Origin of the sequence: Urbifossiella limnaea (genome assembly GCF_007747215.1) — a bacterium.
Lineage (GTDB): Bacteria > Planctomycetota > Planctomycetia > Gemmatales > Gemmataceae > Urbifossiella > Urbifossiella limnaea.
The window spans coordinates 7,770,931-7,795,793 of sequence record NZ_CP036273.1 but is presented as its reverse complement, the minus strand read 5'-3'; the positions used below and the strand labels follow the sequence as shown (position 1 = coordinate 7,795,793).

General features: G+C 72.0%; 22 protein-coding genes and 1 tRNA gene. 11 read left to right on the top strand and 12 right to left on the bottom strand.

Annotation, left to right across the window (positions count from 1 at the left end; translation table 11 throughout):
* Positions 1-133: 133 nt before the first annotated feature.
* Positions 134-1,255, bottom strand: coding sequence for a cysteine desulfurase family protein (locus ETAA1_RS31300; protein WP_145244513.1), 1,122 nt, complete (start codon positions 1,253-1,255; stop codon positions 134-136).
* Between the two features lie 122 nt (positions 1,256-1,377).
* On the opposite strand from ETAA1_RS31300, the gene ETAA1_RS31295 reads away from it, so the two are divergent.
* The gene (locus ETAA1_RS31295) at positions 1,378-2,037 is read left to right on the top strand and encodes a hypothetical protein (RefSeq protein WP_145244512.1); all 660 of its coding nucleotides are present in this window, start codon (positions 1,378-1,380) and stop codon (positions 2,035-2,037) included.
* On the opposite strand, the gene ETAA1_RS31290 is transcribed toward ETAA1_RS31295, so the two are convergent.
* The gene (locus tag ETAA1_RS31290; RefSeq protein WP_145235399.1) at positions 2,034-3,065 is read right to left on the bottom strand and encodes an IS630 family transposase; all 1,032 of its coding nucleotides are present in this window, start codon (positions 3,063-3,065) and stop codon (positions 2,034-2,036) included. The genes ETAA1_RS31295 and ETAA1_RS31290 overlap by 4 nt on opposite strands.
* Before the next feature lie 294 nt (positions 3,066-3,359).
* Between ETAA1_RS31290 and ETAA1_RS31285 the strand changes: the two genes are divergently transcribed.
* The 3 genes from ETAA1_RS31285 to rpsU all read left to right on the top strand — a co-directional run bounded on the left by ETAA1_RS31285 (position 3,360) and on the right by rpsU (position 6,018).
* A complete protein-coding gene (locus tag ETAA1_RS31285; RefSeq protein ID WP_145244511.1) occupies positions 3,360-5,435 on the top strand; it encodes an autotransporter outer membrane beta-barrel domain-containing protein in 2,076 nt (691 codons plus the stop codon).
* 71 nt (positions 5,436-5,506) lie between these two features.
* Positions 5,507-5,594 (top strand) — tRNA-Ser (locus ETAA1_RS31280).
* Positions 5,595-5,802: 208 nt separating this feature from the next.
* On the top strand, positions 5,803-6,018 hold the full coding sequence (gene rpsU / locus ETAA1_RS31275) for a 30S ribosomal protein S21 (RefSeq protein ID WP_145244510.1): 216 nt from the start codon (positions 5,803-5,805) through the stop codon (positions 6,016-6,018).
* A 328-nt stretch (positions 6,019-6,346) separates the two neighbouring features.
* On the opposite strand, the gene ETAA1_RS31270 is transcribed toward rpsU, so the two are convergent.
* The 5 genes from ETAA1_RS31270 to ETAA1_RS31250 form a co-directional block, all read right to left on the bottom strand.
* On the bottom strand, positions 6,347-7,438 hold the full coding sequence (locus ETAA1_RS31270) for a formylglycine-generating enzyme family protein (protein ID WP_145244509.1): 1,092 nt from the start codon (positions 7,436-7,438) through the stop codon (positions 6,347-6,349).
* 81 nt (positions 7,439-7,519) lie between these two features.
* The gene (locus ETAA1_RS31265) at positions 7,520-7,774 is read right to left on the bottom strand and encodes a PIN domain-containing protein (RefSeq protein ID WP_145244508.1); all 255 of its coding nucleotides are present in this window, start codon (positions 7,772-7,774) and stop codon (positions 7,520-7,522) included.
* A 121-nt stretch (positions 7,775-7,895) separates the two neighbouring features.
* Positions 7,896-8,561, bottom strand: a complete 666-nt coding sequence (locus ETAA1_RS31260) for an SUKH-4 family immunity protein (RefSeq protein ID WP_145244507.1) — start codon at positions 8,559-8,561, stop codon at positions 7,896-7,898.
* Between the two features lie 656 nt (positions 8,562-9,217).
* A complete protein-coding gene (locus ETAA1_RS31255; RefSeq protein WP_145244506.1) occupies positions 9,218-9,613 on the bottom strand; it encodes a hypothetical protein in 396 nt (131 codons plus the stop codon).
* A gap of 408 nt (positions 9,614-10,021) precedes the next feature.
* A complete protein-coding gene (locus tag ETAA1_RS31250; protein WP_145244505.1) occupies positions 10,022-11,578 on the bottom strand; it encodes an FHA domain-containing serine/threonine-protein kinase in 1,557 nt (518 codons plus the stop codon).
* 172 nt (positions 11,579-11,750) lie between these two features.
* Between ETAA1_RS31250 and ETAA1_RS31245 the strand changes: the two genes are divergently transcribed.
* The 5 genes from ETAA1_RS31245 (at position 11,751) to ETAA1_RS31225 (ending at position 16,882) form a co-directional block, all read left to right on the top strand.
* Positions 11,751-12,206, top strand: coding sequence for a DUF2892 domain-containing protein (locus tag ETAA1_RS31245; RefSeq protein ID WP_145244504.1), 456 nt, complete (start codon positions 11,751-11,753; stop codon positions 12,204-12,206).
* 75 nt (positions 12,207-12,281) lie between these two features.
* Positions 12,282-12,656 carry a hypothetical protein gene (locus tag ETAA1_RS31240; protein ID WP_145244503.1) on the top strand — a complete coding sequence of 125 codons (375 nt, stop codon included), beginning with the start codon at positions 12,282-12,284 and terminating at the stop codon, positions 12,654-12,656.
* Between the two features lie 133 nt (positions 12,657-12,789).
* Positions 12,790-13,752, top strand: coding sequence for a DUF1559 domain-containing protein (locus tag ETAA1_RS31235; RefSeq protein ID WP_145244502.1), 963 nt, complete (start codon positions 12,790-12,792; stop codon positions 13,750-13,752).
* A gap of 52 nt (positions 13,753-13,804) precedes the next feature.
* Positions 13,805-15,097 carry a carboxymuconolactone decarboxylase family protein gene (locus ETAA1_RS31230; RefSeq protein WP_145244501.1) on the top strand — a complete coding sequence of 431 codons (1,293 nt, stop codon included), beginning with the start codon at positions 13,805-13,807 and terminating at the stop codon, positions 15,095-15,097.
* A 78-nt stretch (positions 15,098-15,175) separates the two neighbouring features.
* Positions 15,176-16,882, top strand: coding sequence for a CRTAC1 family protein (locus tag ETAA1_RS31225; protein WP_145244500.1), 1,707 nt, complete (start codon positions 15,176-15,178; stop codon positions 16,880-16,882).
* A 60-nt stretch (positions 16,883-16,942) separates the two neighbouring features.
* On the opposite strand, the gene ETAA1_RS31220 is transcribed toward ETAA1_RS31225, so the two are convergent.
* Together ETAA1_RS31220 and ETAA1_RS31215 are read right to left on the bottom strand one after the other, a co-directional pair.
* A complete protein-coding gene (locus ETAA1_RS31220; RefSeq protein ID WP_145244499.1) occupies positions 16,943-18,103 on the bottom strand; it encodes an HD domain-containing phosphohydrolase in 1,161 nt (386 codons plus the stop codon).
* A 184-nt stretch (positions 18,104-18,287) separates the two neighbouring features.
* Positions 18,288-19,241, bottom strand: a complete 954-nt coding sequence (locus ETAA1_RS31215; RefSeq protein ID WP_202920547.1) for an alpha/beta hydrolase family protein — start codon at positions 19,239-19,241, stop codon at positions 18,288-18,290.
* Positions 19,242-19,376: 135 nt separating this feature from the next.
* Here ETAA1_RS31215 and ETAA1_RS31210 point away from each other — a divergent pair, with 135 nt between their 5' ends.
* Positions 19,377-20,111: an SDR family NAD(P)-dependent oxidoreductase gene (locus ETAA1_RS31210; RefSeq protein ID WP_238389334.1), complete on the top strand. Its 735-nt coding sequence runs from the start codon at positions 19,377-19,379 to the stop codon at positions 20,109-20,111.
* Between the two features lie 127 nt (positions 20,112-20,238).
* Here the strand turns inward: ETAA1_RS31210 and ETAA1_RS31205 are convergent, their stop codons facing one another.
* The 3 genes from ETAA1_RS31205 to ETAA1_RS32605 form a co-directional block, all read right to left on the bottom strand.
* Positions 20,239-20,916: a DUF4198 domain-containing protein gene (locus tag ETAA1_RS31205; protein WP_145244497.1), complete on the bottom strand. Its 678-nt coding sequence runs from the start codon at positions 20,914-20,916 to the stop codon at positions 20,239-20,241.
* A gap of 21 nt (positions 20,917-20,937) precedes the next feature.
* Complete coding sequence (locus ETAA1_RS31200; RefSeq protein ID WP_145244496.1) at positions 20,938-21,924, bottom strand: DUF1559 domain-containing protein; 987 nt, start codon at positions 21,922-21,924, stop codon at positions 20,938-20,940.
* Between the two features lie 161 nt (positions 21,925-22,085).
* Positions 22,086-23,123 carry a DUF6807 domain-containing protein gene (locus ETAA1_RS32605; protein WP_202920546.1) on the bottom strand — a complete coding sequence of 346 codons (1,038 nt, stop codon included), beginning with the start codon at positions 23,121-23,123 and terminating at the stop codon, positions 22,086-22,088.
* 92 nt (positions 23,124-23,215) lie between these two features.
* Here ETAA1_RS32605 and rsgA point away from each other — a divergent pair, with 92 nt between their 5' ends.
* The gene (gene rsgA, locus ETAA1_RS31190; protein ID WP_145244495.1) at positions 23,216-24,469 is read left to right on the top strand and encodes a ribosome small subunit-dependent GTPase A; all 1,254 of its coding nucleotides are present in this window, start codon (positions 23,216-23,218) and stop codon (positions 24,467-24,469) included.
* Positions 24,470-24,863: the final 394 nt, after the last annotated feature.

Sequence of the window (24,863 nt, the reverse complement as noted above, 5' to 3'; positions counted from 1 at the left end):
TCGCACATCATTCTAGTGGTATTGCGGCCGCCGGGGAAGGCCGCATCGGCGGACGTAAGTGTCGAATCTGCGAAGAGTTTGCGGCACGAACACCGAGTCCGGAATCGCTCCAACAATAATTTGTGTCATTGACTCAATGCGTGCCTCGACCCCCCGGGGGGGTCTGTGGCACGAATCCGTTGCCGCGGAGCCGCCGGACGGCGTGACCGATGCGACCCGCAGCCTCGTCCACGGCTTCAACGTCGGTGTCGCGGCCGAAGCTGAAGCGGACGGCGGCGCGGACCACGTCGTCGGGCAGGTGCATTGCGCGGAGCACGGGGCTTGGCAGGAGCGAGCCGCTGGCGCACGCCGCCCCCGCGGAGCAGGCGACGCCGGCGAGGTCGAGGGCGGGCACGAGCAGGTCGGCCCGGGTGCCGGGGAACGAGACGTTGAGTGTGTTCGGGAGGCCGTCCGCGGGCGAGTTCACGACGGGGTTCAGCGGCTGAAGCGCGGCCAGGAAGCGCTGCCGGAGCGCGGCCCAGGTGGCGCGCCGCCCGGCGAGCTCGGCGACGGCCAGCTCCAGCGCCAGGGCGAGGCCGACGGCCAGCGGCACGGGTTCGGTGCCGGGCCGGCGTCCGCCCTGCTGGTGGCCGCCGAACACGGTCGGCGTGAACGGCGTGCCGCGCCGCAGAACCAGCAGCCCGACGCCCTTCGGCCCGCCGAACTTGTGGCCGGCCGCCGTGAGCGCCGCGACGCCGAGGTCGCGGAAGCTCACCGGCAGCTTGCCGACGGCCTGCGCCGCGTCGCACAGCACCGGCACACCCGGCAGCGCGTCGACGACGACCCGCACGGGCTGGACGGCGCCCGTGTCGTGGTTGGCGAGCATGACCGCGGCGAAGCGTACGTCCGCGGGCGCCGCTGGCACTTCCACGACGCCGGCGTGTGTCACGGGCAGGTACTCGACATTTCCGAGCTTCTTTAGCGGTTCCGCGACGCACGGGTGCTCCAGCGGCGACGCGACGACGCGCCCCGGGCCGGCGAGCCCGAAGACGGCGAGGTTGTTGGCCTCGGTGGCGCCGCCGGTGAAGGTGACTTCGTCGGGCTCGCAGCCGAGCGCGGCGGCGACGCGCTCGCGGGCATCGTCGAGCGCGCGGCGTGCGGCGCGGCCGGCGGCGTGGGCGCTCGATGGGTTGCCGTCCGGCGCGGCGCGGACGGCGTCCCACACCTCGGGCCGGGTCGGTGTGGTCGCGTTGTGGTCGAGGTCGATCCGCCTCATGGGGGGAATTGTACCCCGGCCGGAACCGCGCTTCTGGTGCCGTCGCGGTTCCTACGACCGGTGCGACCGCACCCGATTCGTGAACTACAGTCCCGGTGTCCCTCCGACCCCGGGAACGCGTCATGGCCAAGCTGTGCGAAGGGTGCGGGTTCTACACCGCCGACAACGCCCCGTCCGCGTGCCCCGACTGCTCCGCGGCGCTGAAGTTCACCTTCCTGCCGCCCGCCGGCAAGGCCGCCGCCCCCATCGCGGGGCTCCCCACCAACGCCACCGACGAACTGAACCGCCGCCACCGCGCCGGCGGCGGCAGCCGCATCAACTGGCTGCTGGTGAAGGGCGTCGGTGCCGCGCTCGTGACCATCACGATCGCCGGCGTGCGCTTCTACTTCAAGCAGGAGGCGCGCGAGGAGCGCGAGGCGCAGGAGACGGCGTCCGTGGAGCGCGTGCGGCCGGGGATGCACATCTCGGAGGCGGCCCGGCTGCTGGAGGGCGGCTCGAACATGCCCCGCTGGCACGGCTCGACCCGCAGCGAGTTCGACGCCGACGACGACTCGGACGGCACGATGGAGCTGAACGACGGCCGTAACGACGTGAAGGTGACGTGGCGCAACGGCTACGTGGTGTCGGTGGAGCGCGCCGCCGGCGGCGGCGGCACGCGGCAACGGGCGGCGCGGACGACGACGGGCCCGGACGTGGAAGCCGACGGGGTGGCGGACGGGCCGGACAGGCCGGTGGTGCACCCGGCGGAGCGGCTCATTGCCCAGCCCGGTTCGGGTCGCTAAGCAGCCGGCCGTAGTTGTTTCCCAGGTTCTGGGCGGAGCTTTTGGGCATAGGAGTTGAAGCCCTGCTCGACGGCCGCCCGCAGATCGGACCGGGTGGCGTAACTGCGGGTCGGGATCTCGTGGTGCTTGACCTGCTTGAACACGGCCTCGATCCGGTTCAACTCGGGGCTGTACGCCGGCAGGTAGTACAGGTAGACCCCCGACTTCGCCAGCTCGGGCCGGGCGGCCTTGACCACCTTGCTGGTGTGGATCGGGGCGTTGTCCAGAACCACCACCCGGGGTCGCCCGACCGCGGGCCTCCCCCGCAGGTAGGCCACGAGGTCGTCCGACGTGAGCGTCCGCTCGAACGGCACGGCATCCAAGCGGGGGGCCGGGCCGAGCGGCTCGTAGGTGGCCAGGACGTTGACCCGCCGACCTTGGGGGTACTCGTACCGGACCCGCTTCCGCTGGCCCGGCAGGCACCACGAGTACCCACCGGGCAGCGACGGGGCGAACCCGCACTGGTCGAGATAGTCCAGGACCAGCCGGCCCTCCCGGGCCTTCCGTTGCAGGCCGCCCAGGACGGCCGCCGCCCGGGCGACCTTGGGCCGGTTCTGCTTGTGCTCCAGGGTCGAGGCCGTCCGCCGGTACCCGGCCCGCAGTCGGGCGAGGTACCGACGGACCTGACGGGCACGGAGCCGGATCCCGTTGGGGCGGAGGGCGTCGGCCAGTTGGGCCGCCGTCCACGTCCGGTCCTGGCCGAGCAGGTCGGTCAGCCGGGCGGCCACCTGATCCCGGCGGGCGTAGTTGGGGGCCGGCCCGGGCTTGCCGGGGTAGAGGGCCGGCACCCCCCGGGCGTTGAACCCGTGGATCACGGCCCGGGCGGTCTGCGGGTCACACCCGAGGTGCCGGGCGATCCGGGGCGGGGACCACCCGGCGTCGGACAGCAGGACCATCTCCAGCCGATCCCGTACCCGGGGCGGGAGGGGGTCCCGCCGGAGAGCCTGCAACTCGGACTGCGTCGCAACGGTGAGGTGAACGCGGATCATGAAACATGGTACGCAATCGGGGCCAACTGCTTAGTGCCGGCCCCTGTGCGGCGGTGACACGCGGCCGTGTCACCGCCGCACGGCCGCGGCTGATGACGTTCCGTAGCCAGTCCGGTTGAGCCCGGTCCGGACTGAGGAATCGCACGGGTCGGGAAAAGTACCGCCGAGTCTGCGCCGGTTGGCATTTCATCTGCCTTACCCATCTTGACACTCCTCATCCACCCGCGACCGCAGGGCCCGCTCGGCCGCCGGCCGTGGGGCGGCCCGTCCGTTCCTCTGCCCGGAGGCCACGTCATGCGCCATACCACCCCGGTTCTACCCCGCCATCGGGTGCGGCTGGAACGGCTTGAAGACCGAACCAACCCCGACACCCACACCTGGGGTGGCCTGGGCCTGACGAACGACTGGAGCGACTCCTTCAATTGGGTCAGCGGCACAACGCCCGCGAGCGGCGACGACGTGATGTTCGTGAACAACGTCAACAACAACCAAGATCAGGACCTCGTCGGCCGAGTGTACCGGACCCTTCAGTTCAACACGGGTCCCGGGACCACCGCCGACGTCACCATCAACCTGGTCTCGGACCTGGGAATCAACGGCTCGCTGGCGACCAACAACGTGATCGACAACACGGGGCTCAACGACATCGTCGGCCCAGCCAACCTGGTCCTGTCCGGGTCGACGGTGTACTTCCTGACCAACTCCGCGACGGGGCGGTTGCGGATCTCGGCCGACATCACCGGGACGGTCGGCCTGCGAAAGCTCGGGGTCGGCACCCTCGAACTGGCCACCGACACCAGCGTCGCCGGGCACACGGGGAACACGTACACGGGGGCGACGACCATCGCCGCGGGGCGACTGCGGCTGGTGACGAATACGAGCGACGACGGGCTGTCGACGACGATCTCCGTCGGGGACGGGAGCGGCGCCGCGGGCTCGGCCGAACTGGAGTTGGTGAACATTACCGAGATTCCGGACACGGCCGACATCACCGTCCGGAGCGACGGCCTGCTCCACGTCCTGAGCACCGCGTACGAGGACGTGGCGACGCTGACGATCAACCCGGGGGGCCAGTTCACTCCGCCGTTGCTCGGCGGCGGGGGGGTCGGGCTCCAGGTCAGCGGGACGGTGTCGGTGAACGGGGCGGTACTGCTGCCGACCGCTCCCGGGGCGTCCGTCATCGGTCAGGAGTATATGGTCATCCGGAACCTCGGGACGGACCCGGTCGTCGGGACGTTCGCCGGGCTCCCCGAGGGCGGGGGGCTGCTCGTCGGCGGCTTGCCGTACTCGATCTCGTACCGGGGCGGCACCGGCAACGACGTGGTCCTCACCAGGCTGGTCGAACTCCCCCGCGCGCACCTGGCGGCCACCGGGACGGACGACGGGGCGGCGCTGGTGTACCGGGCGAACGCGGTCGGCCACTACACCGCCGCCCCGGTCACGGTCGGGGCGTTCGGCGGGCTCGGGACGAACGTTCGGGCCACGACCGCAGACGTGAACGGGGACACCTTCGTCGACACCATTCTGGTGACCGGCCCGGGCACCCCGCTGCGGATGGCTGTGGTGAGCGGTGTGGACAACGTCACCCTCCTGGTCACGCCGACCGCCCCGTTCACCGGGAGCGAGGACTTCACCGGCGGCGGGTTCGTGGCCGCCGCCGACCTCGACGGCGACGGCGAGGCCGAGTGGGTCGTCACCCCGGACGAGGGCGGCGGCCCGCGGGTGACGGTGTTCGCCTACGGCGGCGGGATGATGTCCGTCCGGGCGAACTTCCTGGGGATCGACGACGCCAACTTCCGGGGCGGGTGCCGGGCCGCCGTCGGCGACGTGAACGCCGACCACGTCCCCGACATGGCGGTGGCGGCCGGGTTCCTCGGCGGGCCGCGGGTGGCCGTGTTCGACGGGGCCACCCTGTTCGGCACCCCGACCCGGATGCTGAACGACTTCTTCGCCTTCCCGGGGGCGGACGCGGTGAACCTCCGCAACGGGGCCTACGTCGCGGTCGGGGACGTGAACCGGGACGGGTTCGCCGATCTCGTGTTCGGCGGCGGCCCCGGCGGCGCCCCGCGGGTGTTCATCCTCCCGGGCGACGAGATCGCGGCGGGGAACGTGGACGTCGCCCAGTCGACTCCGATCGCCAACTTCTTCGTCGCCGGGGACGCGGCCAACCGGGGCGGTGTGCGGGTGGCGGTGAACGACGCCGACTTCGACGGCCGGGCGGACGTGCTTGCCGGGAGCGGGGAGGGCTCGGCCGCCCGGGTCCGGTCCTACCTCGGGGTGAACTTCACGACGACCGGCGAGCCGGCCGTGTTCGAGGATCTGGCCGTGTTCGGCGGCGTACCCCTGGCCGGCGGGGTGTTCGTCGGTTGACCCGCCCGGCCCGGCCGCTAGCATGACCCCGTTCCGACGAACCCGCCCGGATCAGGACGTGTCCGGGCGCCGGAGCGGTGCTCGAGTGGTTGAAGAGGCGGCACTGGAAATGCCGTATACGGTATCCCCGTATCGAGGGTTCGAATCCCTCCCGCTCCGCTGGTTCGGTCGGTGGCGTCTCGCCGCGATTCGCAAGGGGAAGCGGTAACCGCTTCCCCTTCATCGTCTTCGGGCGGCCCGCCGCGGGCCGGGGCGGCGGCTGGTGGGCGCGAGCGACGAAGCCATTCTGGGGGCTACGCCAGAAGCGGTGTGGGTTGTAGACTAAGCATCCCGGCGCGGAGTCGCGACCGGCAGCCAAGGAGACGGAATGGGATTGCGAATGCGCGTCCACGACCGCGAGCCGATCGGCGCGGCGCTGCGGCGGTTCAAGAAGCTGGTCGAGCGCAGCGGGATGAAGAAGGAGCTGCGCGCCCACGAGTACTACGAGAAGCCGTGCGAGGCGCGGAGCCGGAAAGAGGCGAAGCGGCGGAGCACGATCCGCAAGGCCCTTCTGGGCAAGCCGGTCAAGAAGGAGCGGTACTGATTCGTGGTCGGAGCGGGGTCCGCCGGCCCTCGACCCCACCAGGAATGAGTACCGCTTCGTTACGGTCATGGCACCGGGCGTCCGTCGTCGGCCGCCCGACAGGTGCGGCCGCGCGCCGACACTTCGGCCAGGATGATTGTTTCCGGCCGAGGGGGGTCGATCCCCGGAAACATGTCACCGACTCATAAAAAAGTTGGTTCGATCCAGCCGCGACCCACACTTCCGACGCTAATTCCTCCCCCGTAACAGCTTGGGCCGGCGGCCGTCAGGCACGCTTCACCGCCGGATGCTCTCCCACAACTCACCCTCGGGGCCAGGGGCTTCGTGCCTACTGCCGGGGTACGACGCGGCCCAGGCAGACGCGGAAGCCGTCGCGGGAGTCGGAGTAGGTCACGCTCTGGATGCCCAGGCGGACCGCGCAGCGGGCGTTGCCGGGCACGTCGAAGTAGTTGCCGCCGCGGCACACGGGGCGCGTCACGGTTCGCGTCTCCGCGTTCTCGTAGTAGATCTCCTCGTGCCCGCCCTTCGGGTCGAAGTGGTCGATCACGAACTCCCACACCCCGCCGCACGTGTCGGCCAGGCCGAAGCCGTTGCGCCCCCGCTCGCCGTAGTGGTCCACGGGCGAGACGAACGGGAAGCCGTCGCTCCAGGGGGCCTTCCCCAGCGGCCAGGTCCGCTTGCGGCCCGGCAGGAAGTCGATGGCGGAAATGTTCAGCCGGCCCTCGCCCTGTTCGAGGTCGTTGCCCCACCAGAAGTACAGGCTTTCCTTGCTGCCGCCGCGACACCCGTACTCCCACTCGGCCTCCGTCGGCAGGCGGTACTCCAGCCCGTCCGGCAGCCGGCCGGCCTTTCGCTCCCGTTCGGTCAGCCACCGGCAGAAGGCGTTCATGTCGTTGTAACTCACGCACACCACCGGAAAGGCGTCCCGGTTCTCGAAGCCCCAGTTCGGGTCGCGCCAGCTCTTGCCCGGCACCGGCGCCCACGGGTGAACCACCTTCGACGTGAGGTGGTAGCCGTCCCACGCCGGGTCGAAGACCTGCGTCTTGCCGCCGGGCTTCTCGGCGTCGGTGACGTACTTGGTCTCCGCGACGAACCGGCGGAACTGGCCGACGCTCACCTCGGTGCGGCCCATCCACACGCCGTGTTTCACGCGCGTGAGCCGCGGCTTCTCGCCCTCGTACGACTCGCGCTCCGTCCCCGGCTGGGCGCCGCCCTCGATGCCCGTCGCCCACTTCTTCTCGTCCGGCGTGCTCCCCATCAGGAACTCGCCGGGCGGCAGGTAGACGACCTCCAGCGAAACGCCGTCACCGAGGTCAACCCGCCGGGATTCGCCGGCCTTCGGCTCGGCGGCGTGGAGCGCGGCCAGCGGCGCGAGCACCAGGGCGAGGAGGAACGTGGGACGGAAAACGACTGGCCGCATGGTACCGCTCTCGGTGGGGAATGGTGTTCGACCGGACCGCGTCACGGCTCCGACCCCCGGCCGGGCCGACGCCGACCCCGGTCACCACAGCCGTTGAACAGGGTACGGGTCGAAGGCGGTGTCGGTGCCGACGATCGAAATTCCGTCGACGACGGCCGGCGAGATCCGGAGCCGGTCGGCGGGGTCGGTGTGGTACCGGGGGAGTGTCACGAGCGGTTCCCCGTGCCGCGGCTCGACCGGGGGGACGACAACGCCGTTGTCGAACACGGCGTGCCGGAGGGAATCGGGGACCGGCTCGGACCGGGCGAGCGTTCCCGTCCCGAGCTTGATGGCCATTTCCCCGTAGGACGCCGGGCTAACAACCAACTCAGCAGCGGCCCCCGCCCGTGTGAGCTATGGTCACCAGAAAGCTATAGGCGGGGGCCGTCTGCTGCAGCGTGGGGTTCGGCAATTGAAGTTACGCATCCAACATAATCGCCTCGTCCCAGGCGTGGTGAAACCAGAAGCTATCTTCGAAGTTGCTCGGATCAGCCTTCTTCAATCGACTCAGAAACTTCCGGTGCATCTTCCGCGCGTGCGGTCGATCTGCCTTCTCCAACTCCACCTCGTCACTTCTGCCGTACTTGCGGAGCAGTTGGGTCCATTCCTCGCGGAACTCCTTGTACGCAAGCCAACTTTCGAGGTAGCTCGCCAGACTGGTGTTGATCGGGTCGCAATCCGTACGCCGATCCCTCAACTTCGGATACACCCACCAGACACCACCGCGGACGCCGTCCACACAAACCAGGCGGTTCGGGTAGAACGTCCCCGGAGCCTCCCCAACCACGACAAACTTGCTCAGATCGACCCACTTGTCGAGTTCCGCGTGGCCAGTCCGGGGAAACTTTTTCCCCTTCTCAAGTCCAGCGTCCGCAACGAGACGAAGTTGCCGCGGTTGGTGCAGAACGTCGACATCCTCGAATCGCATGAACAACTTCAACGCGGCCTTCGGCCCGCGGGGCAGCCCGATGGCTCCGAGCAAGGCTTTGTCTACGGCGAGCAGTGGCAGGGACTCGACTAGTTTGGCGGGCGAACGACTGAAGTGTCGCGTCCCCCACTGATCCCGGATCGCGGCGAGATTCATAATGTGCGGTACACCCCTGTGCCCTTCGCCTCCGCCGCCGAACGACCAGCTCAGCAGTCGCCCGGGTAGCAGAAAACGACCGGAACACGCGAGCCAGCGAAAAGCGCGAATGAGCCGGCCGTCTGCTGCAGCGCCGGGTTCCACCCCGGGCAGGGGACCTGCCCCCGCACGCCAGGAACTTGGGGCTGGCTCCGCTGACCTCGCCGACTATGTTACCCGCGGCGCCCGGCGCAAAGCCCGTCCGGTTTCTGGTGCGGCGAGTGACCTCTGCTCGGCCCGTGGGTTCGATTGGGACGGGGAGCGCTTTCGGCCAAACACTTGGTGACGACCGCCTACCCACACCACCGGCGGTCGATCCCGTTGGGACGGCTGACTACACCGTGCCGACTCCCCCGCCGGTCGCCACTCGCCCTGGCCATAGTTCGCCAGGTGCATAACCCCTTCGCGGCCCGCCCCGGCGGCCCCGTCCGCGGTACGCGCCGATCCCGTGTTCATGCACTCTCCTCGCCCGACCGGCAACCTCACCGGCGGCGCCGTGATCCGACTCGCACGACATAACCGGCGGGGGGCGTTCGACTTGGCGGCCGCGGCCCGCCCTACGAGCGCCCCTCGTCAAGAGAAGTTCCTGGGGCGGCGGGCTTGCGCCGCCCACCAGCTCACCTGTGCGGTGCTGCGGGCGGCTGGCGACTTGCCCGGTACTCGTCCAGCAGCACGTAGAACTGGTCGAGCGCGTCAGCGTCGTCGCGGTAGTAGTACGCTATCTTGGCCGCCCATCCGCCCACATCGTGCCAGCGGTACTTGTCGCACACGAAGGCGTCGAACCCGTCGAACTCGTCCTCGCCGGGCAGCGGGGGCAGCTTGGCCTGCATCCGGGCGAATCGCAGCCCGCCGAGCCAGGCGTAGAAGTCCCGGAGCGACTTCCGGCCGATGTACATGCCCGGCCGCTCGCGGACTGCGGCGAGCAGCCCGAAGAACGTGTCGGGTATGGGGAGAACGTTGATGTCCTCAACCCGGTACACGGCGTCCGCGGGTGGCTGCCGTTCTTCGGGCATCGTGACTCCAGTCGCCTCCGCCGCCGAACCAGTGGTTAGATTGCGCCTTCGTTATCTATCACATGACGCCGCCCGCGCCGCCCCGCCGGCCGTAACCACCGATTGTGCCGGCCGTTACCTGCTACGGTCAAGTCAAAACCCACGCTATCGATCCTGCTAACGCACCTCGCGAAGCCCTCGGCCGCCGAACCACGTTTAGGGGTATTCGCCGGGGTCGGGGCTTCACCCCCGGTACGGCTCCGCGGCGGACACCGCCCGTCCGCAGGAGCGTACCGAACTCAACGGACGCTCGCAAGAAAATACTGGGGGCCGTTCGTCGTCGCTCGTCGAGCAGTCGGGGCAGATGCGCCCGGGCTGCTTCAACGGTGAGGGTGGACCGGGTTCTTCCGTCCGGCCGTCGGAATGCCGTCACCCCAGCTTGATGTCGTGCTCCTCGGCGATCGGGGCGAGGTCGGCCAGCAGCTGCGCCGCGGTCGCGTAACGGTCCTCCTGGTGGACCGCCAGCAGCTTCATCACCACCGCGTCGAACGCCGCCGGCACCTTCTTGTACACCAGCCCCGGCCGCGTCACCCGGCCGGCGTGCAGGTTCGACACGACCTCCGCGTGCGTCGCGCCCCCCACCGGCGGCCGGCCCGTGATCAGCGCGTACGCCACCGCCCCCACCGCGTACAGGTCCGCCGACTCGTCCACGAACGCGCCCGCGTCCGCCTGCTCCGGCGCCATGTACGGCAGCTCCGCCAGCAGCTTCGCCGCCTGAACCCGCTTGTGCAACGCGCTCCCCGCTAGCGCCTGGTGCAGCCGCAGGTCGGTCAGCTTCGTGGCGTGGTCGTCGGCGCGGAGCAGCACGTTCGCCGGCGTGATGTTGCCGTGAACGACGTGGTGCCGGTGCAGCGCCTCGAGCGCCCGGCCCAGGTGAACGGCCACCCGCGCGGCCCGCGTCCAGCTCGGCTTGTCGCCGGCGGCCACCCGCGCCGCCACGGCCGCGGCCGACTCGCCCGGCACGTACTCGCGCGCCACCCAGCACCCGGCCGGCGTCCGGCCGGCGCCGGCCAGGGCGATCAGGTTCGGGTGCTTCACCGCCTGCGCCGCCTTCAGCTCGCGGGCGAACGCCTCCAGCTCGGCCGGCGCCGCCGGGAACTCGGCCGCCAGCAGCTTCAGCGCCACGGTCTGGCCGGTGGTGTCGTGCGTCGCCTCGAACACCTCGCCGGTGAAGCCGCGGCTGAGCGACCGGCCGAGCTTGTAGTGCCCCACCGGCGGCAGCTCCGGGGCCGCCTCCTTCACCGCCTCGGCCCGCACCGGCTTGTGGTGCTTCGAGCCCTCGGCCGGCGGCTCGTCGGCGGCGGCGAGTTCGAGCCGCAGGTGCGAGTTGCCGACGCGCAGCACGCTCCCGCGCTTCAGCTCCTGCGAGCCGTTGATCTTCTTGCCGTCGATCAGCGTGCCGGCGATCCCCTCGACGTGCGTCACCACGATGCCGGCGGGCGACACCTCGAGCGAGCAGTGGACGCGCGACACGTACAGGTCGTGGAGGCCGACGTCCGCCGAGCCGCCGGACTTGCCGACGGTGACGGTGCCGCTGTCCGGCAGGCGGAAGGCGTGCCCCTGGTCGCCGCCGTCGATCACCTTCAGGCGGCGCGGGCCGGCCGCCGGCAGCGCGGGGGCGACCTCCGTCTCCTCCGCCAGCGCCGGGACCAGCGCGGTGCCGGCCATCGACAGGCTGGAGCTGCCGACGCGGAGGCTGCCGCCCGGCCCGAGGGCGCGCTTGACGAGCACGCCGGGCTCGTCGATGGGGACTTCGCCGCGGTCGTCGTCGAACTCGATCTCGCAGCGGACGCGGACGACGCGCAGGTCGCGGATGAGGCCGGCGGTGTGCGCGGGGCCGTCGCCGAGGCGGACGGTGCCGGACTCCACGGCGAGGAGGAAGTGGTGCAGGTCGGTGCCGTCGATGACGAGGGTACGCGTGGGCACGGGAGAGCCTCTTCAGGGGAGAACTGAAGTGACGCGAGGCGGGAGCGAGTCTGCTTCCAGTGTCGCCGGGGCGCAGGGGGTCTGTCAAGCGCACCGGGCGTGGGGGGCGTGTGGGCACCCGAATTGCTTGGTGTCCGGGTCGCGGCCCGCGTCGGGCCGCGGAGGGCTACCGATGCTACCATCAACCAGCCAACGCGTTCCGGACCAGACCGCCGCCCATGTGAACGAGGCCATCCGGCAGCGGACGCGCGGGTCCGTCGAGCGGGCCGCCGCCGGCGGGGTGCCGGCGATCGACCGCCGGCTCGCCGAACTCGACGCCGAGTGGGACGTGGAGCGGACCCTGGAGGCGAACGCGGCGACCGCCGCGGCGACGGGGGCCGCGCTCGCCCTCCTGGTGGACCGCCGGTTCGCCGTCCTGCCGCTGGTGGTCGGGGGGTTCCTGCTCCAGCACGCGCTCCAGGGGTGGTGCCCGCCGCTCCCCGTGTTCCGCCGCCTCGGGTTCCGCACGCCGACCGAGATCGACGAGGAGCGGGCGGCGCTGAAGGCGTTGCGCGGCGACTACCGCGGGGTCGGCGGGCGGACGCCGGGGGAGATGGCCGCCGACGCCCTGGCCGCCGCCCGCGGGTGAGTTCGGGGGTCGGGGCTTGACCGGGCCGCTAACTGTGGTAAGTTCGGTCCCAGCTTCCACGTCCGATTCGGCCCCATGACGCGCGTCCTCTCCCACCTGCCGGTGCGCACCGTCGCCGCAGCCCTGCTGCTGGCCGCGGGCGTGCTCGCGCCGGCGGGCCGCGCCGAGGCCGCGTGCGGCGACTACGTCGTGATCGACGGCAAGCCCGCCGCGCACGACCCGGCGCCGCCCGGCGAGCCGTGCCACGGGCCGAACTGCTCGGCCCGCGAGGCGCCCGCCCCCGCCCCGCTCGCCCCTCCGGCACCGCCGAACCCGGCGCCGAAGGACCGGCCGGCCGACCTGGCCGCGCCCGCCGACCCGAGCCCCACGTTCGACCACGTCGCCGACCCGCCCGCGGGCCGCGCCGTCCACGTCGCCTACCAGCCGTTCCACCCACCCCGGTCGGTCTGACCCGCCCGCGGCGCCGCCGCTGCGCACCCGCGCAGAAGGTCCGCGCCGCGCCGTCGTGGCGTCACTCCGTACCCCGGTACGTCCCGCGCGTCGCCGCGCGGGCGCGCCGCCATTCCCCGCCCGAGGTGGTCCCGTGTCTCTCCGTCGCAGTGCGTTCACGCTCATCGAGCTGCTGGTCGTCATCGCCATCATCGCCATCCTGATCGGGCTGCTCCTCCCGGCCGTGCAGAAGGTCCGCGAGGCGGCGGCCCGCATGAGCTGCCAGAACAACCTGAAGCAGATCGGGCTCGCCAGCCACGCCTACCACGACACGTACAGCGCGCTGCCGCAGGGCCGCTCGCCGTCGAACGCCAGGTCGTTCTCGGCGCTGGCCCAGGTGCTGCCGTTCATCGAGCAGGAGAACGCCCGCAAGCTGATCGACTTCGGCGTGCCGTGGAACCACGCCAACAACGCCGCCGCCGCCTCGACGCGGATCAAGACGTTCGTCTGCCCGTCGGACGACATCGGGGCGGTGCCGCCGACCCTGGCGCCGAACAGCTACCGGGCCAACGAGGGCACGATCGTGGCGATGTGGCAGGGGGCCAGCGACGCGAGCGGGGTGAACGCTGCGCTGCCGCCGAACAACGGGCCGTTCTTCTGCAACCAGCCGTACCGGTTCGCGGACATCACCGACGGCACGAGCAACACGGCGGCGTTCAGCGAGCACGTCAGCGGCGACTACAGCCAGACGACGGGGAGCGTGAAGAAGGACACGTTCCAGCCGGGCACGTACCCGGCGACGGCGGACGAGGCGGTGACCATGTGCAACGCGGTGGACCCGAACGACCTGTCGAAGCAGGGCTACTCGAACGTCGGCGGCCCGTGGCTGTACGGGTACCACTCGACGACGGCGTACTGGCACGTCATGCCGCCGAACGGCCGGTCGTGCATGTTCCCGCCGAGCCGCATCGCCACCAGCGCCAACAGCAACCACACCGGCGGCGTGAACGTCGTGCTGTGCGACGGCAGCGTGCGGTTCGTCCGCGACGCGCTGGACATCGCCACCTGGCGGGCGCTGGGCACCCGCAACGGCGGCGAGGTCGTCGGCAACTACTGACCGGGACAGCGGGACCGACGAAACCCAGGCCTCAGCCACCCACGAGATCACCATGAACGCACTCGCGCTCGCCGCGCTGCTCGTCTCGCAACCCGCGCCGTCGCCGGAGCCGAAGCCGGTGCCGGCCACCCGCGCCGAAGTGAAGGCCGCGATGGAAGGGCACAAGACCGCCCGCCCGCGCATCCCGTTCCCGCCGGGCGAGGGCGACGGCCCGTTCGCCAAGGTGAACAACGGCCGGTTCCGCGCGTACTACCTGCCGGCCGAGTTCCGCGACTTCGGCCTCGGCGGCCGCGGCGGCACCCCGGACGAGGCCGCCACCCTCGACAACACGTTCAAGACGCGGCTGTTCTGGGTCGTGTCCCGCGTCAACAACTGCTACTACTGCCTCGGCCACCAGGAGTACAAGCTCTCCGCCGCCGGCCTCACCGACGACGAGATCGCCGCCCTCGACGGCGACTGGGACGCGCTGGCGCCGAACCTCCGCGCCGCGGTGCGGTTCACGCGCAAGCTCACCGTCGCGCCGCACACCATCACCGACGCCGACGTGACGGAGTTGCGGCAGCACTTCAGCGCCACCCAGTGCAGCGAGATCGTGCTGGCGGTGGCCGGGTTCAACGCCATGAACCGCTGGACGGACGGGCTGAACATCCCCGGCGAGGCCGGCGGCGACTTCTTCGCCAAGGAGGGGAAGAAGACGGCGTCGTTCACCACGCCGGCGTCGCCGAAGTACGCGGGGTTCGTGTCGCAGGTGGCGGCGCTGCCGGAGAAGTGCGTGAAGGCCAGCGCCCCGGCGTGGCCGGCCCGGCCGAAGCTGGAGGACCGCGCCGCCGTGGAAGCCGCGTGGGCCGCGGCACGCACGCCGCGCCTGCCAGTCGCCGCGGACTCCAAGGCGCTCGGGTACGACGGTGCGGCGCCGAACTGGGCGAAGCTGCTGGCGGTGTTCCCGAACGGGACGAAGGGCCGCGCCGCGGGGCTGAAGGCCGGGATGGAGGCCGGGAAGCTTTCGCCGCGGCTGAAGGCGGCGGTGGCGTGGGCCGCGGCCCGCGAGGACCGCGCGTGGTACGCCCTGGCCGTGGCCCGCGACCGGCTCCGCGCCGCCGGCCTCACCGACGACCAGATTTTCGGGCTCGACGCCGACGCCGCGGCGCTGCCGGAGCGGGAGCGGCGGGCGCTGGCGTTCGCGCGGAAGCTGAGCGCCGCGCCGGCGACCGTGACCGACTCCGACGTGGAGGCGCTGCGGAAGGAGTTCACCGACTTCGAGGTCGCGGAGCTGGTGCACCACGTCTGCAACGCGGCGTTCTTCGACCGCGCCACCGAGGTGGCGCGGCTGCCTTACGACCGGTAACTGGGTATTGCCGCTTGCGGCGTAGCGGCGCCGGCGCCGCTACGCCGCAAGCGGCGGAACACAGTACACTACACGGCGATGCGCCGCCGCCCCGTCGTCCTCGCCGTCGCCGCCGTCGCGCTCGCCGCCGGCGCCTACCTCGCGTTCCGCCCCCCCGCCCCGCCCGACGCCGGCCCGCCGCGCGTCCGCTTCACCGACGCCACCGCCGCGGCCGGCCTCCGCTTCTCGCACACGAACGGCGCCACGCCGCGCAAGTTCCTCCCCGAAACGATGGGCGGCGGCGTCGTCGTCCTCGACTACGACAACGACGGCCGGCCCGACCTGTTCTTCCCCAACGGCCGCCCGTGGCCCGGCGAGCCCGGCCCACTCCCCACCCAGGCGCTCTACCGCAACCAGGGCGACGGCACCTTCGCCGACGTGACCGCCGCCGTCGGCCTGAACGTCACGCTCTACGGCATGGGCGCCGCCGCCGCGGACGTGGACGGCGACGGCTTCACCGACCTGTTCGTCGCCGGCGTCGGCGCCAGCCGGCTGTTCCGGAACGACGGCGGCACGCGCTTCATCGATATCACCTCCGCCGCGGGCGTCGCCGGCGGCGCGGAGCTGCCGACGCCGTTCGACACGCACGCGGGGCCGGTTCCGTTCCCCGCGTCGGCGGCGTTCCTCGACTACGACGGCGACGGCCGGCCCGACCTGTTCGTGTGCCGCTACCTGACGTGGAGCCCGGCCGCGGACCTCGGCGTGAAGGCCGAACTGCCCGGCGGCGGCCGCGCCTACGTGCCGCCGACGCAGTTCCCCGCCGCGGACAACGTGCTGTACCGCAACCTCGGCGGCGGCCGCTTCGCGGACGTGTCCGAGGCCGCCGGCGTCCACGTCCGCGACGCCGGCCGGCCCGTCGGCAAGGCGCTTGGCGTCGCCGTCTGCGACGCGGACCGCGACGGCAAGCCCGACCTGGTGGTGGCGTGCGACACGACGCGGAACCTGTACTTCCGCAACGCCGGCGGGCGGTTCGAAGAAGCCGCGATGCCGGCGGGCCTGGCCACCGCCGACGGCCGGCCGCGCGGCGGCATGGGCGTGGACGCGGCGTACCTGGACGCGGAGCGGCTGGCGGTCGTGGTCGCCAACTTCACGAACGAGCCGGACACGCTGTTCGTGGCCGGCGCGCCGGGGCGGTTCGGCGACCAGGCCCAGCGGCTCGGGCTCGCGGGGCCGAGCCGGCCGCCGATGAAGTTCGGCGCGCTGTTCCTCGACTTCGACCTCGACGGCCGGCCCGACCTGCTGACGTGCAACGGCCACCTCGAGCCCGACATCGCCGCCGCGCGGCCCGGCGAGACGCACCCGCAGGCGGCGCAGCTGTACTGGAACAGCGGCACCGACTTCGTGCCGGTCGGCGCCGACCGCGCCGGGCCGGACCTGTTCCGCCCGCTCGTCGGCCGCGGCTGCGCCGCGCTGGACTACGACGGCGACGGGGATCTGGACGTGGTGCTGGTGGCGAACGGCGGCCCGGCCCGGCTGCTGCGGAATGAGGGGAGCGGTAATCGCTCGTTGCGGCTCGACGTGCCGGCCGGCAGCGAGGTGACGGTGGGCGACCGCCGCTTCTACGCCACGCCGGCGCGCGGCTATCTGAGTCAGTCGGAGGCCGTGCTGACGGTGGGGCTGGGGGCGCGCGACGCGGAGCGGGTGACGGTGCGGTGGCCCGGCGGCGCGGCGGAGACGTTCGCGGAGCTGACGCCGGGCGGCGTGTGGCGGCTGCGGCCGGGGGCGGCGGCGGAACGGGGGCGGTGATTCAGCCGCCGCTCGCGGCGTAGCGGGGCACACACCGCTACGCCGCGAGCGGCGGCCGAATCACTCTCCCACTTCCTCGAACACCATGTCCATCCGGTCGGCGCAGCTCCGGAACGCCGTCAGCAGCGCCGGGTCGAAGTGCCCCGGCGAGCGCTCGACGATCTCGGCCACGGCGTCCGCGTGCGGCATCCCGGGCTTGTAGACGCGCCGCGCCCGCAGGGCGTCGTACACGTCGCACACGGCCAGGACGCGCGCCGCCAGCGGGATCGCCTCGGCCGACAGCCGGTCGGGGTAGCCGGTGCCGTCCCACCGCTCGTGGTGGCTGCGGGCGATGTCGATGGCCGTCTGCAGGAACCCCAGCGCGAACGGGTGCTCGTCGGCCACGGCCTGCAGCGTCTCGGCGCCGATCGTGGTGTGCGTCTGCATCCGGGCGCGCTCCTCGGGGGTGAGCGGGCCGGGCTTGTTGAGGATGCCGTCGGGCAGGGCCGCCTTGCCGATGTCGTGCAGCGGGGCGGCGTCCTCCAGGTTGCGGACGAACACCGGGTCGATAAGCGGGGCGAACGCCGGCAGCTCGGCCGCGGCCTCGGCCAGCACGCGGGCGTACCGCTGCAGCCGCATCAGGTGCGCGCCCGTCTCCTTCGACCGGTGCTCGATCAGCTTGGCCAGCGCCAGCACGAGCCCGCCGCGGGCGTGGGTCAGCTCCCCCTCGCGCACGGCGACGGCCCCTTCGAGCTCGGCGTTCAGCGCCAGCAGGCTGCGGTTGAGGCGGTCGGAGCGGTCCTGCGCGGCCTTCAGCCGCAGCGCCGCCTTCACCCGCGCCCGCAGCTGCACCGTGCTGAACGGCTTCGTCAGGAAGTCGTCGGCGCCGGCGAGCATGTTCCGCGACAGGTCGTCGCCGGACGCCGTGCCGGAGAACATGACGACCTTGAGGTTCGGCGCCGGCGGGTTGTGCCGCAGGCTGCGGAGCACCTCCTCGCCGTGGCACCCGGGCAGGTCGCAGTCGAGCAGCACCAGGTCGTAGTTGCGGCGGGCGGCGGCGGCGATGGCGGCGGGGCCGCTGCCGACCTCTTCGCACACCAGCCCGTCGGCCGCCAGCACCGTGCGGCACAGGCGGCGGATGTCCGGCTGGTCGTCCACGATGAGGACGCGGTGGGCGGGCGGGTCGGCGGCCGGCATGCGCGGCCGCGGGGCCGGGAACGCGCGAAGAACGGACTGGCCCACGTCGAACGGCTCCGAGCGCGAGGGGGTGCAGGCGTCCTGCCCGGGGGTGACGTTTGGGCTGATTCTAATTGATGCCGCGCCCGCATATCAGGTACGGTCGGACAAAAACTCACCATCGGCAGCGGCACGATCGGTCAACTTTTGCCATCCCGCCCAGCCTTCGCGCCCTGCCGAGGCCGCACGGTCACCGCCCGCCTGCCGCCTCGGCCTCGGCCCCGGTCAGGGTGATGTCGCAGGTCGCGCCGGTGTCGGCGAGAATCTTCCTCGCCAGCAGGCGGTTCACCGGCGCCAGCACGCTGAAGTGGTCGTGCCCGCGCACGGTCAGGAACGACACCCTGGGGTTGCCGTTGCCTTGCTTCATCCGCGCCAGGCTGGCGGCGTTGCCGCGGCTGGCCCCTTCGATCACGAACGTCGGCGACTTGATCGAGCCGAGCCACTTCCCCGGCGAGCGGATCTCGACCTCCTTCGCGTCGCGCTGGTTGAAGCCGGCGAGCTGGTCGCCGTAGCCGGTGGGGTCGTCCACGGGGCCGAACGAGAAGACGGCGCGGAACGCGTCGGTGTACTCGGCCGTCAGCAGCGCCACGGTGCCGCCGGTGCTGTGGCCGCCGAGGTAGACGCGGTCGGGGTCCACGTACGGCAGCGTGCGGAGGTACGCGGCGCAGGCGGCCACGTCGTCCAGTTCGCCGAAGAAGTACTCGCGGCGGCCGGGGTTGTCGTTGCCGCCGCGGAGCGACGGCACCATCAGCACCACGCCGGCCTCGCGGTACTGGGCGGCGCTCTGGTCGTTCTTCGGGTCGGCGCGGCCCCACATCGGGCCGATGCTGTTGCAGTCGCCGCCGGTGACCCAGACGATGGCGGGGTGCTGGGCGCCGTCGCGCGGGTCGGGGGTGACGTAGGCGGCGAGCTTGCCGGCGGGCGACTCGTAGCGGACGAGGTTGAACGTGCCGCGCGGCGGCGTCGGCGGCGGCCCGTCGCTCTCGCCGCGGGCGGCGGGGAGCTTCGTCACGAACGACTTGCGGGCCTCGGCGAGCGTCTGCTGCGGGAACTCGGTCGGCGCGGCGTTCGTGCCGACCTTGCGGAGCACGTCGCACCCGGCCGCGGACAGCACGAGGAGCAGACCGACGGCGGCGCGGCGCATGACGAACCTCCGGGCGCGGGGACCGCCCGAATGGTAGGACGGGGCGGCGGACGCCGCAACCGGGAGCCAGGAGCCAGGAAGCATATCCGTATCCTGGTTCCTGTCTCCTGTCTCCTGTCCCCGGAGGACGCACCCGTGTCGCAGAAGGTCGCCCTGGTCACCGGCTCGGCCACCGGCGTTGGCCGGGCGTGCGCCGTGCGCTTCGCCAAGCTCGGCTTCGCAGTCGCCGTCAACTACTCGAAGTCCGAGGCCGACGCCGCCGAGACGGCCGAGCTGGTCCGCGCCGCGGGCGCGCCGGTGAAGGTGTACAAGGCCAGCGTCGGCGACGACGCCGCGGTCCGCGCCATGGTCGCGGACGTGGTCGCCACGTTCGGCGGGCTCGACGTGCTGGTGAACAACGCCGGCACGACGCACTTCATCCCGCACGCCGACCTCGACGCGCTGACGGACGCCGTGTGGGACGACATCTTCCAGGTGAACGTGAAGGGCGCGTTCTACGCCTGCCGGGCGGCGCTGCCGCACCTGCAGGCGCGGCGCGGCAACGTCGTGAACGTGACGAGCGTGGCGGGCCTCAGCGGGCAGGGGAGTTCGATCCCGTACTGCGCGAGCAAGGCGGCGCTGAACTGCGTGACGCTGTCGCTGGCGCGGGCGTTCGGGCCGGCCGTGCGGGTGAACGCGGTGGCCCCCGGCCCGATCCTGACGCGCTGGCTGGCCGGCCGCGAGGCCCACGTGGCGAAGTACCTGGAGCAGGCGCCGCTCGGCCGCGCCGCCGACCCCGACGACATCGCCGACGCGGTGATCTACCTGGCGACGGGCACGACGCTGACCACGGGCCAGGTGCTCGTGGTGGATGGCGGGCGGACGATGTGAGCGCTCACCGGCGGATGCTCACGACCGCGGCCATCGCCAGCAGGGCCACGGCCGCCCAAAGCAGCCGACGCGGGGTCATCGGGCCGCGCGGGCGGTAGTAGCCCATCTCGCCCCCCGCTTGCACCGCTCAGCGACTCGGCGCGGGGACGTCGCACACGAGTGTCGCCGTGTGGCGGACCGACGCGAACGACTTCCCGCCGAACTCCCCGCCCTTCGCTTCCACCCGGCGGGCGGCCACCACGTAGCGGCCCCGCTCGGCGAACGCCGGGGTCAGGCCGGCTGCGTCGGTCTTCACCGCCTGCGCCTTGTCCTCGCCCTTCCCGGACAGGCCGACCGTGACCTCGGCGTCGGCCACCGCCTTGCCGTCGGCGTGTACCCGGAAGCGGACCTTCTCGCCCTCGCGGACCGGGGCCACGTCCAGCGCCTTCGCCCCGCCGAGGTTCGCCGCGAACGGGTCGCCGACGATCACCTTCGGGTAGTACCACGACAGCATCGGCGGGGCGTCGCCGCGCTGCGTGACGCCGGCCTCGGTCGTGCCGTACACCACCACCGGCCCGGCCGGCAGCTTCGCCCGGAAGAAGTTCCCGGCCCCCTTCTCGACCGTCAGCTTGGTCTCTTTGCCGGCGGCGTCGCGGGCGGTGAGGGTGGTCTTCTCGGCCCGGGCGGGGAACAGGTCCGGGTCGGGGGCGGCGTCGTGCCCGAACACCAGCTTGGCGTCCGCGCCGTCCACGTACACGAACACGAAGTGGGCGTCGGCCGCCGCCGTCACCGCCGCCGCGAGCAGGAACGCTGCCAGGTACCGCATGGTGCTCTCCCCGGTGGTGGGTCAGAAGTCGCCGGCCGTCTCGCCGCCGTTCCGCGAGCCGAGCGCCTGCCACGTCGGCAGCGGCACCGCGTCGCGGACGAACCGCACCGACCCGTCGCCGAGCAGCGCGTTGACGCCGCCGACGTGCCGGCTGCGGGCCGCCTTCCACGCCGGGTTCGAGTGCTGGACGCAGTCCATCTGCGGGCTGTTGGGGCCGACGACGTTGTTGTAAAGCGTGCAGTTGTACGCCCCGTCCGCCCACAGCGCCCCGCGGTCGGTAATCAGGGTCGTGCTGGCGTCGCAGTTGGCCGGCGAGAGGGCCGTCGTCTGCTTGTAGAACAGCGTGACGTCGGTCGCCCCGGCCGGGGCCGTGCCGCCGGCGCCGAGCGTCGTCTCGGAGAACGCGACGGTGTTGCTCAGCCCGTCGAGGACGCCGGCGACCCGCACCCCGGCGTTCGGGCTCACGTCCAGGTTCACGCCGTAGAAGATGCCGTTGCCGACGAGCGCGTCCCCGTTCGCGTTGCTGCCGCTGCACGCGACGTAGTTGCACGGCCCCTGGTCGGGCTTCACCTCGCGGAACTGGTCCGACGGGCACAGGAACGACGGGACGACGGCCTTGACCGCCGGCCGGTTGACCGGGAACGGCTCCGTCTGCGGCTGGAGCGCCCCGCCGCCGTAGAGCGGGTACGTGAGGTCGAGGGCGTTGTAGACGCTCGTTTGCTCCAGGAACGGCGTGAGCTGGGCGAGGGCGGACCAGCGGAAGTGCCCCTTCGGGTTCGTCGGGTCGGTCGGCCACGTCTTCCGCCAGTACCCGGTCGGGAAGTGGCCGCGCGAGCCCTCGAACCCGTGCATCGCCAGCCCGATCTGCTTCAGGTTGTTGGAGCACTTCATCCGCGCCGCCGCCTCGCGGACCTTCTGCACGGCCGGGAGGAGCAGCCCGATCAGGATGGCGATGATGGCGATCACCACCAGCAACTCGATGAGCGTGAAGGCGCGGCGTCGGGTCATGGGGGTGCTCCGCGGCCGCCGGCGCGTGTTACGAATCGCGCGAGCGTCACATCAGAGTAGATGATCGTCGCCGGTGTGCAAGTGGCAAAACCGCCCGCACGAGACGTGAAAAGACCTGCGGCGGCGGGCCGGGGCGACCCGATCCGCCGCCGCGGGTCGTGTTACCGCCGGAACGCTTCGTACGCCTCGGCCACCTTCCCCGCCTTCACGTCGCCGGCGTGGGCGTAGGCGCCGAAGCGGTACGTCAGCGTCTTCCCCTTCTCAACCCGCACGAGGTCCTTCTTCCCCTTCTGCGACGGGAAGCCGCTGTGGTCGCGGCCGAACGGGTTCGCGGCCATCAGCCCGTAGGCGCGGGTGTGCCACGCCGACTTCGTCGGGTTGTCCGGGTGCGCGAACACCGCCAGCCCCACCGCCTTGCCGTTCACCGTGCCGCTGTAGTCGTTCCAGTCGGCGACCTTGCCCCACAGCGGCAGGTTGTCTTTCGCCCCCGTCGCCGCCGCCTTCCCGGCCGACGGCGTGACCGTCCCGCTGATCGGTTGGCCCTTCGGGTCGGCCGTCCGCAGGTCGTCGTGGACGCGGACGCCGAACGAGCCCTCCTTCGTGTCGCCGAACACGATCGGGTAGTCGTTGGCGGTCAGCTCGCAGGTGAAGGCGAACAGCCGGCCCTCGGGCGTGTCGCGGAACGTGATCGTCCGCTTCTCGTCGAGGATCTTCTCGCCGTCGGGCGTGAGCCACACGTTCCACGTCACCACGACCACCGGGCCGCCGGGCTTGGCGTCGGGGATCGTCACCTTCGTGCAGCGGATGGTGCCGTGGCGCTTCCGGCCGTCCTTGTCCTTCGCCTCGCTCCAGAAGTCCACGCCCTTGTCGGCCTTGTTCGCCGCCGGCGTCTTGATCGCCAGCCCTTCGGGGATCACGTCGCCGTGGCAGAACCACACGGACTTCTGGTGGACGTGGTCGGTGGTGGCGTCCGTCGCGCTCGTCTGCACCGGCCAGGCGCGGGTGACGGGCGTGCCGCCGGGGGCCATCACCGGCCACAGGAACGGCTTCGCCACGGTCGGGGCGGTGTGGTACTTCGCCACGACCTCGGCGCCGACGCGGAACTCGACGCCGTCGGCCACTTGCACGGCGGTGGCCTGGGCGGACGCGGCGGACGGGGCGGCGAGGAGCGCGACGGCGGCGAGCCAGCGGCGGGACATGGCGGCGGTCCTGGGGGGGAGGGGACGGGGTGTAGTGTCGGCGGGGGGTGGGAGCGTGTCAAGCAACCGCCGCGAGCGGCTACACTACCCGGATGGGAAGCGGCAAGAAGAAGGTGCGCGTCGACCTGCGGAAGAACCGGGCGAAGCCGCCGCGCGAGAACGACATCACCCGCGCGTTCAAGGCCGACGCCGCCGCCACCGGCGACGCCGCCGGCGGCGAGCGCGTCCGCGCCAAGGGCGACCTGTCGCGCAAGCGCACCCTCACCGTCGACACCGCCGCCGACGGGATGCCGGCGGCCGACGCGGCGTGCGTGCGCGGGCGGGTGCTGCGCGTCCACGGGCTGGCGTCGGTCGTGGAGGCCGACGACGGCCGCGTCTTCCGCTGCGCCGTCCGCCGGCTGCTGAAGTCGCTCAGCGTGGACGAGCGGAGCGTGGTGACCACCGGCGACGTGGTGTGGTTTCGCCCGGTCGTTAGTAATTCGGAGGTTGAAATTGGGGGGGCTCCTCGCGCGGCGGCAGCTGAACCGTTGACCGCCGACGTGGGTGAAGAAGCGCCCTCCCCCGACGCCGACCCCGGCGCCGCCCAAATTCCAACCTCCAAATTCCAACCGACCCCCGAAGGCATGATCGAGCGCGTCGAGCCGCGGCGCGGCGTCCTCACCCGCGCCAGCCGGCGGCGCGAGCACGTCCTCGTCGCCAACGTCGATCAGCTGGCCATCGTCATCTCGCTCGTGCTGCCCGACCTGAAGCCGCACCTGATCGACCGGTACCTCGCGGCGGCGCAGAAGGGCGGGCTCGCCCCCGTGCTGCTCCTCAACAAGGCCGACCTGGCCGACCCCGTGGCGCTGCAGCCGCTCGTCGGCTTCTACTCGCAGCTGGGCATTCCCACCATCCTCACCAGCGCCGCCACCGGGCTCGGCGTCGGCCGGCTGCGGGAGCTGTTGCGCGGGCGGGCCACCGTGTTCTCCGGCCAGAGCGGCGTCGGCAAGTCGTCGCTCCTTAATTCGGTGCAGCCGGGGCTGGCGCTGAAGGTGAAGTCGGTGAGCGAGGTGAACGAGAAGGGCCGCCACACCACGACGTACGCGCAGCTGATCCGCCTCGACGCCGGCGGGTGGGTGGTGGACACGCCCGGCGTCCGCACGCTGGCGCTGTGGGACACGAGCCCCGAGGAGGTGGAGGGCTACTTCCCCGAGTTCCGGCCGTTCGTGCCGGGGTGCGCGTTCCCGGACTGCACCCACACCCACGAGACGGGCTGCGCCGTGAAGGCCGCCGTGGCGCGCCGGCAGCTGAGCGAGCGCCGGTACCACAGCTACATCGGGATGTTCCGCGGGGCCGGGGAGGAATGACCCCGGGAATGACCCGGGGAATGACCAGTTCCCACTGACCCACCAATGACCACGGGAAGAGCCGCACTCCGCCCGTGGTCATTGGTGGGTCAGTGGGAACTGGTCATTCGCCGCCCGTGACCACGTTTTCGCCGCGCGCAAGGCGCGAACCCGTCCCAAACTTCAGTCGTTTCCCCGGCGCGCGGCCCAACCGTCAGACTCGGCCCGTCTTCGACCCGCACAACGCACCCGGCCTCACCTTCGGGCGTAACCCGCGCACGGCGCGGGCCCGCGCCGACCGGCGCAACGGGGCGCAACCGGGGCGCGTTTTCCAGCCCGCGCGCCCCGATCCATTTCCCAACCCCGCCCGGCGCGGGAATGATCCCGGTAAGCACCTCGGGACCGACCGCCGCAG

What these genes read in the sequence shown, in the direction of transcription:
- ETAA1_RS31300 (WP_145244513.1), bottom strand. Translation starts at nt 1,255, where the DNA reads ATGAGGCGGATCGACCTCGACCACAACGCGACCACACCGACCCGGCCC.
- ETAA1_RS31295 (WP_145244512.1), top strand. Translation starts at nt 1,378, where the DNA reads ATGGCCAAGCTGTGCGAAGGGTGCGGGTTCTACACCGCCGACAACGCC.
- ETAA1_RS31290 (WP_145235399.1), bottom strand. Translation starts at nt 3,065, where the DNA reads ATGATCCGCGTTCACCTCACCGTTGCGACGCAGTCCGAGTTGCAGGCT.
- ETAA1_RS31285 (WP_145244511.1), top strand. Translation starts at nt 3,360, where the DNA reads ATGCGCCATACCACCCCGGTTCTACCCCGCCATCGGGTGCGGCTGGAA.
- rpsU (WP_145244510.1), top strand. Translation starts at nt 5,803, where the DNA reads ATGGGATTGCGAATGCGCGTCCACGACCGCGAGCCGATCGGCGCGGCG.
- ETAA1_RS31270 (WP_145244509.1), bottom strand. Translation starts at nt 7,438, where the DNA reads ATGCGGCCAGTCGTTTTCCGTCCCACGTTCCTCCTCGCCCTGGTGCTC.
- ETAA1_RS31265 (WP_145244508.1), bottom strand. Translation starts at nt 7,774, where the DNA reads ATGGCCATCAAGCTCGGGACGGGAACGCTCGCCCGGTCCGAGCCGGTC.
- ETAA1_RS31260 (WP_145244507.1), bottom strand. Translation starts at nt 8,561, where the DNA reads ATGAATCTCGCCGCGATCCGGGATCAGTGGGGGACGCGACACTTCAGT.
- ETAA1_RS31255 (WP_145244506.1), bottom strand. Translation starts at nt 9,613, where the DNA reads ATGCCCGAAGAACGGCAGCCACCCGCGGACGCCGTGTACCGGGTTGAG.
- ETAA1_RS31245 (WP_145244504.1), top strand. Translation starts at nt 11,751, where the DNA reads ATGCTACCATCAACCAGCCAACGCGTTCCGGACCAGACCGCCGCCCAT.
- ETAA1_RS31240 (WP_145244503.1), top strand. Translation starts at nt 12,282, where the DNA reads ATGACGCGCGTCCTCTCCCACCTGCCGGTGCGCACCGTCGCCGCAGCC.
- ETAA1_RS31230 (WP_145244501.1), top strand. Translation starts at nt 13,805, where the DNA reads ATGAACGCACTCGCGCTCGCCGCGCTGCTCGTCTCGCAACCCGCGCCG.
- ETAA1_RS31225 (WP_145244500.1), top strand. Translation starts at nt 15,176, where the DNA reads ATGCGCCGCCGCCCCGTCGTCCTCGCCGTCGCCGCCGTCGCGCTCGCC.
- ETAA1_RS31215 (WP_202920547.1), bottom strand. Translation starts at nt 19,241, where the DNA reads ATGCGCCGCGCCGCCGTCGGTCTGCTCCTCGTGCTGTCCGCGGCCGGG.
- ETAA1_RS31205 (WP_145244497.1), bottom strand. Translation starts at nt 20,916, where the DNA reads ATGCGGTACCTGGCAGCGTTCCTGCTCGCGGCGGCGGTGACGGCGGCG.
- ETAA1_RS31200 (WP_145244496.1), bottom strand. Translation starts at nt 21,924, where the DNA reads ATGACCCGACGCCGCGCCTTCACGCTCATCGAGTTGCTGGTGGTGATC.
- ETAA1_RS32605 (WP_202920546.1), bottom strand. Translation starts at nt 23,123, where the DNA reads ATGTCCCGCCGCTGGCTCGCCGCCGTCGCGCTCCTCGCCGCCCCGTCC.
- rsgA (WP_145244495.1), top strand. Translation starts at nt 23,216, where the DNA reads ATGGGAAGCGGCAAGAAGAAGGTGCGCGTCGACCTGCGGAAGAACCGG.